The 15,543-nt window shown below is 63.9% G+C and carries 12 protein-coding genes and 1 tRNA gene; 11 read left to right on the forward strand and 2 right to left on the reverse strand.

The window, feature by feature from the left end; translation table 11 throughout:
• Positions 1-212: 212 nt before the first annotated feature.
• A complete protein-coding gene (locus QUW25_RS03960; protein WP_289510926.1) occupies positions 213-737 on the reverse strand; it encodes a hypothetical protein in 525 nt (174 codons plus the stop codon).
• A gap of 750 nt (positions 738-1,487) precedes the next feature.
• Between QUW25_RS03960 and argH the strand changes: the two genes are divergently transcribed.
• From argH to QUW25_RS04015, 11 genes are all read left to right on the forward strand, one after another.
• Positions 1,488-2,879, forward strand: coding sequence for an argininosuccinate lyase (argH, locus tag QUW25_RS03965; RefSeq protein WP_289510927.1), 1,392 nt, complete (start codon positions 1,488-1,490; stop codon positions 2,877-2,879).
• 141 nt (positions 2,880-3,020) lie between these two features.
• Positions 3,021-3,290 (forward strand): hypothetical protein, encoded by a 270-nt coding sequence (locus tag QUW25_RS03970; RefSeq protein ID WP_289510928.1) that lies wholly within the window; start codon positions 3,021-3,023, stop codon positions 3,288-3,290.
• 465 nt (positions 3,291-3,755) lie between these two features.
• A complete protein-coding gene (locus tag QUW25_RS03975; RefSeq protein WP_289510929.1) occupies positions 3,756-5,852 on the forward strand; it encodes a hypothetical protein in 2,097 nt (698 codons plus the stop codon).
• Between the two features lie 126 nt (positions 5,853-5,978).
• Positions 5,979-7,325 carry an adenylosuccinate lyase gene (gene purB / locus QUW25_RS03980; RefSeq protein WP_289510930.1) on the forward strand — a complete coding sequence of 449 codons (1,347 nt, stop codon included), beginning with the start codon at positions 5,979-5,981 and terminating at the stop codon, positions 7,323-7,325.
• 296 nt (positions 7,326-7,621) lie between these two features.
• The gene (locus QUW25_RS03985) at positions 7,622-7,888 is read left to right on the forward strand and encodes a TIGR03905 family TSCPD domain-containing protein (RefSeq protein ID WP_289510931.1); all 267 of its coding nucleotides are present in this window, start codon (positions 7,622-7,624) and stop codon (positions 7,886-7,888) included.
• Between the two features lie 6 nt (positions 7,889-7,894).
• A complete protein-coding gene (locus tag QUW25_RS03990) occupies positions 7,895-9,097 on the forward strand; it encodes a twin-arginine translocation signal domain-containing protein (protein ID WP_289510932.1) in 1,203 nt (400 codons plus the stop codon).
• A gap of 90 nt (positions 9,098-9,187) precedes the next feature.
• Positions 9,188-9,910 (forward strand): response regulator transcription factor, encoded by a 723-nt coding sequence (locus QUW25_RS03995; protein ID WP_289510933.1) that lies wholly within the window; start codon positions 9,188-9,190, stop codon positions 9,908-9,910.
• Between the two features lie 6 nt (positions 9,911-9,916).
• A complete protein-coding gene (locus QUW25_RS04000; protein ID WP_289510934.1) occupies positions 9,917-11,437 on the forward strand; it encodes a sensor histidine kinase in 1,521 nt (506 codons plus the stop codon).
• 96 nt (positions 11,438-11,533) lie between these two features.
• Positions 11,534-12,403, forward strand: a complete 870-nt coding sequence (locus QUW25_RS04005; RefSeq protein WP_289510985.1) for a phosphoribosylaminoimidazolesuccinocarboxamide synthase — start codon at positions 11,534-11,536, stop codon at positions 12,401-12,403.
• Positions 12,404-12,437: 34 nt separating this feature from the next.
• Complete coding sequence (locus QUW25_RS04010; protein ID WP_289510935.1) at positions 12,438-13,061, forward strand: APC family permease; 624 nt, start codon at positions 12,438-12,440, stop codon at positions 13,059-13,061.
• A 55-nt stretch (positions 13,062-13,116) separates the two neighbouring features.
• Positions 13,117-13,192, forward strand: a tRNA-Arg gene (locus QUW25_RS04015).
• Between the two features lie 130 nt (positions 13,193-13,322).
• Here QUW25_RS04015 and pknB read toward each other — a convergent pair.
• On the reverse strand, positions 13,323-15,461 hold the full coding sequence (pknB, locus tag QUW25_RS04020) for a Stk1 family PASTA domain-containing Ser/Thr kinase (protein WP_289510936.1): 2,139 nt from the start codon (positions 15,459-15,461) through the stop codon (positions 13,323-13,325).
• Positions 15,462-15,543: the final 82 nt, after the last annotated feature.

Consider the following 15,543-nt stretch of genomic DNA (forward strand, 5'->3'; position numbering starts at 1 on the left):
ACAGGGTAGATTGTCATGAACTGCCGGCCGAGGCTCCCTCGGCCGGCAGTTTTTTGTGCCGCGGGCAGTCTCTACCCGGCCGCCCCGGAAAATAACGGGCACAGGTCGGCTATTTTCCGTGTGGTTGATCGCATAATCCCAGTTGAGCTCGATTGAGTGAGGGACCTGTGCCCGTTATTTTCCAGGGCGGCCGGGTAGAGGCCTTCTTGAGGTCAATAGTTTCCGAGAGAAGTGCCGCCAGACCATGGATAGAGAGACCAGATAAGCCTCTGTCTCCGAATGCTGCGCTCGCGCGCGAGCGCGCGCCGAACATTATCGGCCACAGCCCCGCCCATTCCCGCAATGCGTTCCGAAGCGCTAATCGCTGCAAGAACGGCGGCATCGAGCCCTCCCGACTCAAACAGGTCTTCGGCAACTATGGGAAGCACAATCCGACCACCTGCCAGCAGCTCTCTGTTTCTTCGCAGGTCGTCGACATATTTCTCTCTGACTTGCACAAGCGCCGCGCGAATCTCATCCTTTTCAAGCGAGCCAACGTCTATCGCCGCCAAATCGAGGTGTCCATAGCCGTCATAGTTAAATCCGACGGGCAGATCGTCCAGCGCGATGTCGGGAATGCGCTTCTCCTTGGCTCCCTTGAGCCTAAGCTCCCTGCCGGGACCCTCCGGAACATTGAGCCGAATGTTTGGTATTCCGTACCCCTCTTGTTCGATTGATCGAACAAGAAGCATGGCCACGATGGCCTCCATGACGGACCACGCATTGTCGCGGACATTTTCGAGTGCGGCGAGAGCGAGGCTTCGCGTCCGAGTTGCCGGGAACTTGAGTAAGTAGCGCCTGATGTTATGCACCGTCGTGAGTGGCCTGACCCCATGTGTGACGTTTCCAGTCCGAGGGTCTGCGGAATCTCGTGTAAAGGTTCCGCAGAGCTCGTATCCCACAAGCTCCAAGGAGGCTTGTTCCATCACGCTCGCAAGTTCTAGAAAGAGCAGCTCGGGGCACGGGATGGCGAACTCGTGGCTTACGCGGATAAACGAACCTGCTGGAATCTGGTCTCTGTAGACAGTTGCATGGACGAAGCTTGCCTTTGGTCGAGATGACGCAGATGGCACAGCAATCTCAAAAGGATGGGAGAGACTTGGCGGATTGGCGAGTCCAACCAGCTGGTAAGGGATGATGCGTCTGGTCCATCGGTGCTGGGGCCAGGGGTCGGGAGACGACACCCCACACCTTTCTGCATCGGAGAAGTCCCCCTCCGTCCTGCAGCGCCTTAACAAAGACAGCGCAGTTAGTCTGTTGACACAAACGTTCATCTAACCCCATTTACCATACATCGGATTACATTAAGATAGTATCATTATCTCTTTCAATCGGGAAAAGAAATCGAGTGAAAAAATAACCAATTGCGTTAAAGAAGCTAGGATGAGACACACCGACCCCATCCCTTTGATAAGCTAGACGCGGCAAATCGTGAGGAAGGAGCCATGATGGCGCTGTGGGGCGGCAGATTCGAGAAGGGCGTGGACCAGTTCACGCAGGAGTTTGGCGCGAGCCTCGAGGTCGATAAGAACATGGCCCAGCAGGACATTGCCGGTAGCCGCGCCCATGCGCGCATGCTCGCCGAGCAGGGCATCATCTCTGTCGACGACCAGGCGGCCATCGACCAAGGCCTCGCCCACATAGCCGACCAAATTGAACAAGGCACCTTCGCCTGGGACGTCAACGACGAGGACGTCCACATGGCCGTGGAGGGCGCGCTCACCCGCAACATCGGGACGCCGGGTGGTCGCTTGCACACGGGTCGCTCCCGCAACGACCAAGTTGCCACGGATATTCGTCTGCTCGCCAAGGACCTCTGCGACCAGCTTCTCGCCGGAAACGCCGCCCTGCGCCGCGTGCTCCTTGACGCCGCCGAGAAGAACCTCGACGTCGTGATGCCCGGCTACACGCACCTCCAGCACGCTCAGCCGGTGCTGTTCTCTCATCACCTGCTCGCTTACTTCTGGATGTTCACGCGCGACTTCACGCGTCTCGTCGCGTCGCGCACGGCGGCCGACGCCAACCCGCTCGGCGCGGCGGCGCTCGCCGGTACCACCTACCCGCTCAACCGCCAGCGCACCACGGAGCTCCTGGGCTTCTCGCGCACAATCCCCAACTCGCTCGACGCCGTCTCCGACCGCGACTACCTGCTCGATCTTGAGTACGCCTGCGCCGTGAGCATGATGCACCTCTCACGCCTCTGCGAGGAGATCGTCCTGTGGAGCTCCACCGAGTTTGGCTTCATCACGCTCTCGGACGCCTACTCCACCGGCAGCTCCATCATGCCGCAGAAGAAGAACCCGGACTTTGCCGAGCTCACGCGTGGCAAGACCGGCCGCGTCTACGGCGACCTCATGGCACTTCTCACCACGATGAAGTCCCTGCCGCTGGCGTACAACAAGGACCTCCAGGAGTGCAAAGAGGGTCCGCTCGACGCTGCCCGCACGCTCAGCGATTGCATGGAGATCGCTGCGGGCATGGTGGAGACCTGGACCGTCAACGCCGACGCCATGCTGGCCCAGGCGGGCACGGGCTTCTCGGCAGCCACGGACGTTGCCGACTACCTGGCCAAGAAGGGCATGCCCTTCCGTGAGGCTCACCGCGTGGTGGGCGAGCTCGTGCTCTACTGCGAGAAGCACGGCAAGGGCCTCGAGGATCTCACGGCCGAGGAGTTTGCCGCTGCGAGCCCGCTCTTTGAGGCGGACATTGCGCAGGACCTGGACCCCGCGGGCATCGCCAACGCGCGCGTGACGTATGGCGGAACCGGCCACGATGCCGTTGTGGTGCAGCTCGGCGAGGCGCGCGAGGCGCTTGCGGCGGACGAGGCGAGCCTCGCCTAGCCACCGCGCCGTCCCCGTCCGGATGGCGTGCTCGCAATTAAATTGTTGATAGAAAGGCCGCAGGTTCGCTCCCTACGGCCTCTCTCGCGACACGAAAACTTGCAACTGTGAGCACAGTCTCCTGTGAGGGTGCGTCGATGCATGATCACCGAGAACGGCACTGTGACGGACATGAAAGCCACCGTAGATGCTGGCACGCGCACGGTGAGCTTTGTCACCACGCACTTCTCGACGTTCGCACTCGTGAGTGAGTCCGCACAACCCGTGGCGCCGCTGCGCCTCTTCAACCCGTACGAGCTCACGGTTACGCACCTCTGCACAGCCGACGAGGAGGAGTACGAGTCGCTTGCTGAAATTGGCTGGCGCCAGGAGGGCATCGCCTGGTACGGAATCTCGCCCGCAGAGAAGTAGGGGCTGCAGGCATCACGACGGCGCGCTTTGGGCGGGGCTCGGTGACGGGCCCCGCCCTTCTCGCGTGATCTGAAACATAGCAGGTAGTGGAAGTTGAGCAAAGTTATAGAATGATCAAATTATATAGCGCTTTGTACAGCAAACAGTACCTGCTAGGTTTGAGCGGGAAGCAGCGAGAAGAACGGCGCGGGACGGCGAGAAGAACGGTAAATCTGCACTAGCGCAGCAGCGCCACGCTCTGCCGCTCACCGAAAAAAGTTGAGACTCAATAGATGCCCCCGTCTGCCGTTTGGCGAAACCTCAGAAACCTTTGAAGAGCCGCACGTCTTGACTTCGTATTGTTGGGGTCAAGTCGTTGCCCGCCACCCGAAAACTAGTTGAAAGAGGACGGGAGGGGGTCTAACATCGCTTGACAATCGGCCGAGGCCGGCGGGGCTTTGGCCAAAGGTTAGGAAAGGAGAAGGAATGCGTACGTACACCAAGCTCCTTGCTACGGCGTTTGCCGGTGCGCTGGCTCTGACCATCGCCCCGACGTTTGCGCTGGCAGAGGGCACGGACGTCGCCTCGGTGGGCGACACGCCTTACAAGACGCTCCAGGATGCCATTAACGCCGATGGTGAGGTCACCCTGCTCGAAGATGTGACGCTCACCGCGCCCGTCACGATTGAGCCCGGAGCGACCGAGGTCATCAACGGCGCTGACAAGACGATCACGATTGCGGGCGGCGCCGCGTTCAACTACCGTGATGAGTTGAACCGTGAGGGCCTTGCGTCAGACACTTCCCTCACGGTGAAGGATGTCACCATTGCCAGCACCACCCCTGAGACCGGTCACGCGACCGTCACCGGCATCAACGCCAGTGGTGTTGACGTTGCCTTCAATGGCTGCACCTTCAAGGGCCTCCATGACGCCGTCTATGCCAACTTCGTGAGTGATGTCAAGGCCGAGGCCAACACCATCACCATCTCCGGCTGCACGTTCGAGAAGGTCTCCTACATCTACGGCGTTGATGACGGCGCCACCGCCGGCGCTCGCGTCGACAAGCTCGAGGTCACCCTCGACAACAACACCGGCACCGAGAACATGACGCCTGAGACCTTTGCCGTCGCCTCCGTTGACGGCGTTGGCTACATGAGCCTTCAGGCGGCGCTTGATGCCGTCGAGAAGGACGGCGTAGTTGAGCTCCTCAAGGACGTTGTGACTCCGCAGAGCCTCGTGCTCGCCACGGACGGCGTGACCATCAACGGCAACGGCCACAAGATCACCGCTGCGGCCGAGTTTGAGCCTAATGCCGGTATCAGCGGCACGGGCGCCAGCTCGCTGCTCGCCATCACCGGCAACGGCTGCACCGTCGAGAACGTCTCCATGGTGGGCACCGCCAACACCACCCACCTGCTCAACATCTGGGCCGGCGAGGATGCCAAGGACGTCACCGCAACGGTCAAGGACGTCACGCTCAATCACAGCGGGTCCAAGAGCGGCGCTGCCGTCGTGGTCAACCATGTCAACGTTACCGTTGACGGCGCGTTCGACGTCACCACGGGCACCAACTCGTGGGGCGGCGTGAACCTTGACAACAAGTACGGCGCCACCAACCTCAACTTCGCCGAGAACGCCAACCCCGTCCTCACGGACGTGAGCGGCAAGAACCTCCCGCTCGTCTACGTTGAGAACAGCGGCGACGTTGTTGACGAGCTCCCCACTATCACGAGCGACAACCCCAACATCGCCACTGACATTGACGAGAACGGCATTTCCAACGTGCATGTCCACACCACCGAGCTCCAGGGCGCCAAGGACGCTACCTGCACCGAGGAGGGCTTCACCGGCAACGAGGTCTGCACCGTCTGCGGCAAGACCATCGCCGAGGGCGAGAAGATCGCCAAGCTCGACCACAAGCTCGAGCTCAAGGGCGCCGTCGACGCCACCGTCGACGCCCCCGGCTACACCGGCGACCAGGTCTGCTCCGTCTGTGGCCAGACCATCGTCAAGGGCGAGGTCATCCCGGCCCTGCCCGCCGAGGCGCGCGTGATGTACCGCCTGTACAACAAGTACACCGGCGAGCACTTCTACACCTCAAACACCGAGGAGCGCACCCTGCTCGTTGGCCTCGGCTGGACCGACGAGGGCGTCGCGTGGGTCGCCCCGGGCGAGGGCGAGGCGGTCTACCGCCTGTTCAACCCGTTCGCCGACGACCACCACTTCACCATGAAGGCCGATGAGCGCGACGCGCTCGTCAAGCTCGGCTGGATTGACGAGGGCGTCGCCTGGTACTCCGCCGACAAGGACGACGAGGGCGCGACCCCGCTGCTCCGTCTCTTCAACCCGTACGAGCAGCGCGCCACCCACCTCTACACTGCCGACGAGAAGGAGTACGACGCTCTCGAGACCCTCGGCTGGATCAAGGAGGGCATCGCTTGGTACGGCCTGAACGTCACCGATGACGACGCCACCGACGAGCCCGCTGCCGACGACGAGCAGACCACGACGGACACCGAGAAGCCCGCCGAGGACGAGAAGCCCGCGGAGGAGCAGCCCGAGACCGACGCCGACGCTAAGTAGCGCCAGCGCCACAAGCACCACCTATGAGGGGCGGCCTTCGGGCCGCCCCTCTCTTCTCGCCGGGGCACTTCTCGCCTGCGGTAGAATCTATGTCGCATGCATCGCGCAACCGCCGAGGAGGCCGCCATGATCGATCGCTACACCCGTCCCGAGATGGGACACATCTTCTCCCTGGAGAACAAGTACCGCATCTGGCAGGAGATTGAGGTCCTGGCCTGCGAGGCACACGCCGAGATGGGCAAGATCGGCATCACCAAGGAGGAGGCCGCCTGGATTCGCGAGCACGCGGACTTCAACAAGGACGAGGTCGATGCCATCGAGGCCGTGACCAACCACGACGTCATTGCCTTTCTCACCAACATGGGCGAGTACATCGACAAGGACGTCCCCGAGGGCGAGCCCAAGCCGTCCCGCTGGGTGCACTTTGGCATGACGTCCTCCGACCTGGGCGACACGGCCCTCTGCTACCAGCTCGTCCAGGCCACCGACATCCTCATCGAGGACTGCAAGAAGCTCGGAGAGATCTGCAAGCGCCGCGCCTTTGAGGAGCGCGACACCCTCTGCGTGGGCCGCACGCACGGCATCCACGCCGAGCCCATGACCTTTGGCATGAAGTTCGGCAGCTGGGCCTGGGAGCTCAAGCGCGATTACGACCGTCTCAAGCACGCCCGCGCCAACGTGGCCTTTGGTGCCATCTCCGGCGCGGTGGGCACCTACTCCTCTATCGACCCATTCGTTGAGGAGTACGTCTGCGAGCACCTGGGTCTCGTGCACGATCCGCTGTCCACGCAGGTCATTTCGCGCGACCACCACGCCTACCTCGCCGGTGTCCTGGCCACCACCGCCGCTACCTGCGAGCGTATTGCCACGGAGATCCGCAACCTCCAGAAGACCGATACCCTCGAGGCGGAGGAGCCGTTCCGCAAGGGCCAGAAGGGCAGCTCCGCCATGCCGCACAAGCGCAACCCCATCACGGTGGAGAAGGTCTGCGGCCTCTCCCGCGTGGTGAAGGCTAACGCTCAGGTTGCCTTTGACAACGTGGCCCTCTGGCACGAGCGCGACATCAGCCACAGCTCCGCCGAGCGCGTGGCGCAGGCCGACAGCTTCATCGCGCTTGACCACATGTTCCAGTGCCTCACGCGCATCGTGGACGGCCTCATCCTCTACCCGGCGCAGATGCTCGCCAACCTCAACAAGACGCGCGGCCTGATCTTCTCGTCCAAGGTGCTCCTTGCCCTGGTTGAGACCGGCATCACGCGCGAGGAGGCCTACGCCATCGTGCAGGAGAACGCCATGGCCACGTGGCGCGAGGTGCAGCAGTGCGCCGGTGGCACCACGTTCCGCGAGAAGCTCGAGGCAGACCCGCGCTGCACCGTCCCCGCCGAGGAGCTGGACGCCATCTTTGACCCGCGCGCCTTCCTCACGCGCGCTGGCGTGGTCTTTGACCGCCTGGAGCAGCTCAGCTTTGAGTGAGAAGCCAAAAAGTTGCTCTCGTGTAGCGTAGCGCCAGCTTGATTTGAAAAAACCGCCCTCGTGTAGCGTGCGAGGGCGGCTAAAGCGCGATTCAAACTCGTGCGAAAATCCGCCAACTGGTGTTTTGATGTCCGTGAATGCTCGCTGCACGGAAAATCACGCTACACGAAGAGACATTTTTGGTTCCCGGGAGCGCCAGCGCTACACGAAGGGCCTTTTCTAGAATGCGGGGGCCCAGTACGTTTGCTGTCGTGCACCGGGTATACTGCTAGGGTACCTAACCTGAGGGGAGAATCATGCACTTTGACTACACGCCGCGCGGCGTCTGCTCCCGCGCCATTCACATTGACCTTGACGATGACGGCAAGACCATCGAGGAGGTCTCCTTTGAGGGCGGCTGCAACGGCAACCTCAAGGCCGTGAGCAAGCTCGTGAAGGGCCACGCCGTCGACGAGATCGTGTCCATTCTCGCGGGCAACACCTGCGGCCCCCGCAAGACCTCCTGCGCCGACCAGCTCTCGCGCGCCCTCACCGAGGCTGCCGCCGCTGCTCAGCAGGCCTAGAGCGGCATGCGCCCACCCAAGCTCACACGAAGGTCCTTTCTCAAGACCGCGGCCGCCGGCTCTGCCGTTGCCGCCTCGGTGAGCATTCTCGCGGGCTGCACCCACGAGGCAGAGGAGCCCACGAACGACCCCGTGGTCGTGGACGAGGACTCCGCGGAGGACATCCTCTCCACCTTTGAGGAGTCCGACGCTCCCATCGAGGTGGAGAACACCTGGTCCATCCCGCTGGGAAACGTCCTTCACCCGGGCGAGGGGTCGTGGATTCCCGTGACAACGGCGGGCTCCTCGGCCACGCCCATGGTGAAGGCCTCCGCGCTCTCCCTTGAGACGGGCCAGCTCAGCGAGGTGGTCCCGCAGCCCATCGAGGACCGCACCACCAACGTCATCTATGACGCGCGGTGCTCGGACTCCGTCTTTGCCTGGACTGAGCTCGACTATACCTCGCGGAGCTGGAAGCTCTACGCCTCCTCCTTCGCAAACGGTGCGCTCACGGGGGAGATCACAACGCTCTGGGAGGGCGACGCCAACTTTGATCCGGCGCCCTTTGCCGTCTCCGGCTCGCACGTGATCTGGCAGGTCCAGCCCTCGACCTCCGGCACCCGCACCTCGGAGCACTCCTTCTGCTACCTCTGGCGCGCGGGCGACGCCGAGGCCAAGGCGGTTGTGGAGTCGTTCGGTCGCTTTGCCACACAGCCGCAGGTCTCGGGTGACGCGGTGGTTCTCGCCCCGCGCGTGCGCAGCGACTCCGTGATCTACTACGGAGTGACGGCCTACTCCCTTTCTGACGACCTCTCCACCCAGCTTGACCAGCTCGTGATGCCCCAGAACGTCCGCCCCTTCCGTGCCACGCGCGTGGGCGAGCGCTTTCTGGTCTCGGTTGAGGCGAGCTACAGCGCGGGCGGGCTTCTCGGACAGATGGGCACCTACATTGGTACGGCGTCAGGGGGCTTTGCGCGCCTCAACCGCGAGCCGTCGGAGTGCGGCTGCGGCAAGGGCGACCTCTTCATCATCAAGAGCAACGCAACGTATCTGACAGTTGACCTCGCCAACAAGCGCCTCTCCAGCCTCCCCTCCGCCGACCGCATCGTGGACTACGGAGAATACCCAGCTCGTACGGGGGAGTGCGACCTGTTTGTGACCTTCTCCACGGTCAAGGACCAGGACACGGGATACCCCGCTTCCGTAACGGTACGTACCTTCCGCCTGTAAGCCGGATTCGTCCGACGGCGGGTAGGGTAAACTAAATGCACGTACGGACCGCGCTTTGGCGCCAAGACGCAGACCACAAGGAGGCCCCTGATGGCTTCGGACGAGAAGAAGATTCTGCTGGTTGAGGACGAGAAGGCCATTCGTGATGCCGTCGCGGCCTACCTCGAGCGCGAGAACTACATCGTGCGAGGCGTGGGCGACGGCCAGAGCGCGGTTGAGGAGTTTGAGAAGCACACCTTCGACCTCGTGATTCTCGACCTCATGCTCCCCAAGCTCTCCGGCGAGCGCGTCTGCCGCGCCATCCGCGAGACCTCCAACGTGCCGATCATCATGCTCACTGCCAAGGGCGAGGTCGAGGACAGGATCATCGGCCTTGAGCTCGGCGCGGACGACTACCTCATCAAGCCCTTCTCGCCGCGTGAGCTCGTGGCCCGCGTGCGCGCGCTGCTCCGCCGTGCCCACACCGAGGCCGAGCCCGCCCTCGAGGTGCTCGACTTTGGCGACCTCGTGATCGACATCTCCGGTCACAAGGTTCTTGTGGAGGGTAAGGAGGTTGACCTCACCGCCTCCGAGTTCAAGCTGCTCACCACCCTCGCGCGCTACCCCGGCCGCGTCTACACCCGCATGGAGCTTGTCGAGAAGGTCCTGGGCTACGACTTTGAGGGCTACGAGCGCACCATTGACTCCCACGTCAAGAACCTGCGCGCCAAGCTCGGCGACGACCCGCGCAACCCGCGCTGGCTCTACACGGTGCACGGTGTGGGCTATCGCTTTGAGGCGTCCGAGAAGGCTGCCGACGGCTCGTCCAAGTAGCCCCTCATGTCGGCGCGCTTCGTAACGGGCGGAGGCGCTCACGAGGACGGCCCCGACCAGGGGCGCTCGCCCTCCTCGAGCGGCTCGTGGAAGACAATCAAGAGAATTCCCAAGGGAGGCCGTCCGTATGCGACGAGCCTCACCTTTGCCTTTGCGCTCACGGCGATCATGACCGCCCTCGTGCTGGTGGCGGTTCTCGGCGTTGTGTGGGAGGGCCAGTTCATGGCCTACACGCGCCGCAACATGCAGTCCATTGCCACCTCAACGGCACAGGCCATCTCCGGCCTCTATGCCACCGAGGGCGAGTTCACGGACAACGTCATCTCCGCGGCGGAGTCCGCCTCGTCCATATCCTCGGACATCGTGGTGCAGGTGACGGACGCCGAGGGCAACGTCCTCTATGACGACACGTGGGCCACGACGGACGCCACCTCCACAACCGGAAAGAAGACCGAGACCAACCCCGTGCCCACGTCGCGCGAGGCTGTGGTGAGCGCGCCCATCGTGGCGCCCAACGGAGACACCGTGGGAACTGTCCGCCTCTGGGCCCTTGGGTCCGACGCGCTGCTCACCAAGAGCGACTCGGCCTTCCGCTCCAACTCCTACGGCGCCATCGCAACGGCTGCGGCCATCGCCGCCGTGATCGCGTGCGTCATTGGCTACTTTGTCTCGCGCGGCATCGCCCGGCCCATCCAGCGCATCACCTCGACGGCCAAGCAGATCAGAAACGGCGACCTCACCGCGCGCTCCGGCGTCACGGGCCCCGACGAGGTGGGCCAGCTCGGCGAGACCTTTGACGACATGGCAAGCACCATCGAGCGCGACCTCAAGCTCGAGCACCGTCTCACCGGCGATGTGGCCCACGAGCTGCGCACCCCGCTCATGGCGCTGCAGGCCACCGTGGAGGCCATGCAGGACGGCGTGCTCCCCGCAGACGACGAGCACTTTGAGACCGTTGCCTCCGAGGTGCGCCGCCTTTCTCGCCTCATAGACGCCATGCTGCGCCTCTCGCGCCTGGAGAACGGCACCACGGAGATCAAGATCGAGAAGACCGACATGGTCTACCTCGTGAAGAGCCTTGTCTCCGCGCAGCACCAGCTCTTCCACGAGCAGGGCCTTCACCTGCGCTTTGTTGACGAGACGCCCCATGGCGAGCTCTACGCGGACGTTGACCCGGACCTCATCCGCGAGGCCGTGGTCAACCTCATGAGCAACGCCATGCGCTACACCAACGAGGATGGTTGGGTGAAGGTGTCCCTGCGCCAGGATCACGCAGACGTGCTCATTGCGGTGCAGGACACGGGCATCGGCATTGCCAAGGAGGACATCCCGCAGACCTTCTCGCGCTTCTGGCGCTCCGACGTGAGCCGCGAGCGCGTCTCGGGCGGCCTGGGCGTTGGCCTGGCCATCACCAAGGAGATCGTCGACCGCCACAACGGCACCATCCTCGTGGAGTCCGAGCTCAACAAGGGCACCACCTTCACGCTGCGCATCCCCCAGCGCCAGCCGCGCAAGCAGGAGCGCTAGCCCCTCGACTGCCGAGAAGAACCGCGGCTCGGCGGCCCCGCACTAACGGTATACTGATACGTTGACTGCAACGACGTTGGAGGGACGGCTATGGCTATGGAACTTCGTCCGGACTCGCACGGCAAGGTTCGCGACATCTATGACTGCGGCGACAGCCTGCTCATGGTTGCCTCGGACCGCATCAGTGCCTACGACTTCATCCTGCCCGACGAGATTCCCCACAAGGGCGAGATCCTCACGCGCATCTCGGCGTTCTGGTTCGAGCGCTTCAAGGACCTCATCCCCAACCACATGATCTCCTGCGACGTGGCGGACCTGCCGGCCGAGTACCAGCCCTATGCCGACTACCTGGCCGGCCGCTCCATGCTGGTCAAGAAGGCTCAGACCGTGCCCATCGAGTGCATCGTCCGCGGCTACCTCACCGGCTCCGGCAAGAAGACCTACGACGAGGACGGCACCGTCTGCGGCATCAAGCTGCCCGAGGGCCTGGCCGAGGCCTCCAAGCTGCCCGAGCCCATCTTCACCCCCTCCACCAAGGCGGAGCTGGGCGACCACGACGAGAACATCTCCTTTGAGCGCTGCTGCGAGATCGTGGGCACCGACGTTGCCGAGCAGCTGCGCGACGCCTCCCTCTCCATCTACAAGGCCGCCGCGGACTACGCCGCCGAGCAGGGCATCATCATCGCAGACACCAAGTTTGAGTTTGGCTTCATCGACGGCAAGCTCACGCTCATCGACGAGTGCCTCACGCCCGACTCCAGCCGCTTCTGGCCCGCCGACTCCTACGAGGAGGGCAAGGTCCAGCCGAGCTACGACAAGCAGTACGTCCGCGACTGGCTGCGCGCCAACTGGGACATGACCGGCGAGCCGCCGCGCATCCCAGCGGAGGTCATCGAGGGCACGTCCAGGCGCTACCAGGAGGCCTTCCAGATCATCACCGGCACCGAGTTCACGCCCGCCCGCTAAGAGGGGCGCGGCACACGTACCTGTAAGGAGTCCCATGTCACTGCGAGACACCATCGAGGGCGCCCGCCGCGAGGCCGAGGGCAACGCCGTTGGAAGGCCGAGCAAGGAGGCCGAGAGCGTAAGCGCGCCCGAGGAGGAGAAGAAGGGCTTCTCGCGCAGCTCTGCCGCCAAGGCCCGTCCTGCCCGCGAGGCCGCCGCGTCCGTGCGCGTGTCCTCAAAGCCCAAGGCGGCCTCGGTCACCGAGACCAAGGAGGAGAAGCGCGACCGCAAGCGCCGCGAGCGCGAGGAGCAGGACATGCGCACGCGCGCCTACGACGCGCTCCTGCGCAGCGACCCCGATTACCGCAGGACCGAGAAGGTCTTCTGGATTGCGGTGGGCGTGGGCTTTGTCCTGGCCGTGGCCTCGCTCGTGCTGGCCTATGCCTTTGGCGACCAGACCGACGTCTCCACCCCGATGGGCGTTGCCTCGGTGGTGACGCTCGTTGCGGCCTACGTGCTCATCATCGGCAGCTTCATTTACGACTTTGCCAAGCGTCGTCCCATCCGCAAGCGCGTTGAGTCCCAGCTGCGCGGCATCAGCGACAAGAAGCTGCTCGAGATCTTTGAGAAGCAGCGCGACGCCCAGCTCAAGAAGGACGCCAAGAAGGGCAAGAAGTAGAGGGTCCTTATCGCGTTTTGTCAGCGGGTTGTGCCGGTGATAGAATAGCGTTCACGCCTTCGTAGCTCAGGGGATAGAGCACCGCTCTCCTAAAGCGGGTGTCGGCCGTTCGAATCGGCCCGGGGGCACCAGTAAACTCGCAGGTCAGTGGCCATATGGCTGCTGACCTGCTTTTTATGACAAAGGTTGACAAAGGTGACAGGCACTTTTGTCATGAAAAGACCCCGCCGAGAAGGTCTCGACGGGGTCGTGCGCGGGCTGCTAGTTGCTGCTTAGCCCGGTGTGGGTGCCGGACTCGGCGCCCGTGGTGGTGCCGTTGTTGTCGCCGGTGGTGGTACCGGTATTGTCTCCCGTAGTGGTGCCGGTATTGTCTCCCGTGGTAGTGCTCGTGTTATCACCCGTGGTGGTGCCGGGTGTGCTGGGCTCATCATCGGGGTCCTGGCCAGGGAGCTCGGGATCGGTCTGCCCGGTGCTGGGCTCGGTGACGGTGGGCGTCTGGGTGGTGAGGACAATTTCGGCGCCCCTGGGGGCGGTGCCGGTGATGGACTGGCTCGTGACCTTGCCCTCGGCGGAGTTGCCTGACGCGAGGATGGGCGTGAAACCCTGGTTGCGCAGGGCGGCGGCCGCGTCGTAGTAGGAGTACGAGACCACGTACGGGACGTTGATCTCCTCGGGCTGCTCGGGCCCAAGGGAGACGTAGAGCGTCACCGTGGTGCCCCTGTCGTGGGACTCCCCGGCGCTCGGCGTGGTGTAGACGACGTTGCCCTCGCTCACGCTGTCGCTGTAGATGTACTGCGTGGGCGCAAGCTCAAAGCCGGCCTCCTCGATCTCGCTGGCAGCCGTCTCCTCGTCCTTGTTTGAGACGTCGGGGACGCTCTCCTGGCCGCTGCCGGAGGAGAGGTAGTAGGTGACGGTCTGCCCAACGCGGATCTTGGAGCCGGGCTCGTCGCTCTGGTCGCACACGCGGCCCTGCTCGATGTTCTCGTCCTCGCGAGACTCGCCCTCACGGCCGAGAAGGCCAACCTCCTGGAGCTTCCTCTCGGCATCCTCGGGCGTGAGGTTGGTGAGGTCGGGGACCTCGGTCTCCTCCGCGCCGGACGGGCCGCGGGAGATGCGGATGTTCACGCGCGTTCCCTCGGGGACCTCGCGCAGGGCGCTCGGGTCCTGGTCGTAGATCTGACCCTCGGGGTAGTCCTCGCTAAAGCCGCGGTCAATGTCGCCAAGCTCGAGCCCGCGCTCCGCGAGGGCGTCCTCGGCCTGCTCCTGCGTCATGCCCGCAAGGCTGGGGATGGTTGCCATCGCGGTCCGGTTGCCCAGCACGCTCACCAGCGCAACGATGGCAATGGCCACGGCGGCTACGCCGCCAATGACGCCGAGAACCACATTGCGCTTGTGCTTTCTCGCGCGCTCGGCCTCCTGCTCGGCGGCCTGCTCCGTGGCGCTCTGCCCACGGTAGCGGTTGGTGCGCTCCACGCGCGGCATCGAGGCCGTGCCGCTCGTGGCGGGGACCACGCCCGCGCCGCGCTCGAGCTTGTTGGTGGGCTGGGCGGGCAGCATGGAGGTTGCGGTGTTGACGGCCTGCATGCGCCCGGCGAGGTAGTCTCGCAGGGTGCGATAGAGCTCGTCGGCCGTCTGGAAGCGGTCGGCGGGGCTCTTCTGCATGCACTTGAGGATGATCGACTCAAGGGACGGGTCCACGGCGGGGTTGAGCTGGCTGGGCGGCTTGGGCTGCTCGTTTACCTGCTTGAGGGCAACGGTGATGGCGTCGTCGCCCTGGAAGGGCACCTGCCCCGTGACGGCCTCGTACATGACGATGCCGAGCGAGTAGATGTCCGTGGTGGGGCCGAGGTCCTTGCCCTGCGTCTGCTCGGGGGAGACGTAGTGCGCGGTGCCGAGGACGGAGTTGTCCTGCGTGAGGTGGCTGTTCTTGGCGCGCGCGATGCCGAAGTCCATCACCTTGATGTTGCCGTCGGGCTGCACCATGATGTTCTGCGGCTTGATGTCGCGGTGGATGATGTCGTGCTTGTGGGCCACGGAGAGCGCCTGGGCGATCTGCGAGCCAATCTGCGCGACCTTCTTGCAGTCGAGGGCGCCGTGCTTGCGGATGCCGCTCTTGAGGTCGGTGCCGCGCAGGTACTCCATGACGATGTAGTAGGTGTCCGCGTCCTTGCCCCAGTCGTAGACGGAGACGATGTAGGGGCTCTGCAGTGCCGCTGCGGCCTGCGCCTCCTGCTTGAAGCGCGCCGCGAAGGACGGGTCGTTGGCGTACTGCGGCAGCATGGTCTTGATCGCCACGGTGCGGCCGAGGACCTCGTCAAGGCCGCGGTAGACCGTGGCCATGCCGCCCGCTCCGATCTTGTCCTGGACCTGGTAGCGTCCCCCGAGAACCATCGCTGACATTGTCTCTCCTATCCACGCGCGGGATGCGCCCGCGTCTCCTCATGTTCGTCGTAGTTCGTTTCTGGCTGCGTCTCTGCTCGTC

Source organism: Thermophilibacter provencensis (genome assembly GCF_030372065.1).
Lineage (GTDB): Bacteria > Actinomycetota > Coriobacteriia > Coriobacteriales > Atopobiaceae > Thermophilibacter > Thermophilibacter provencensis_A.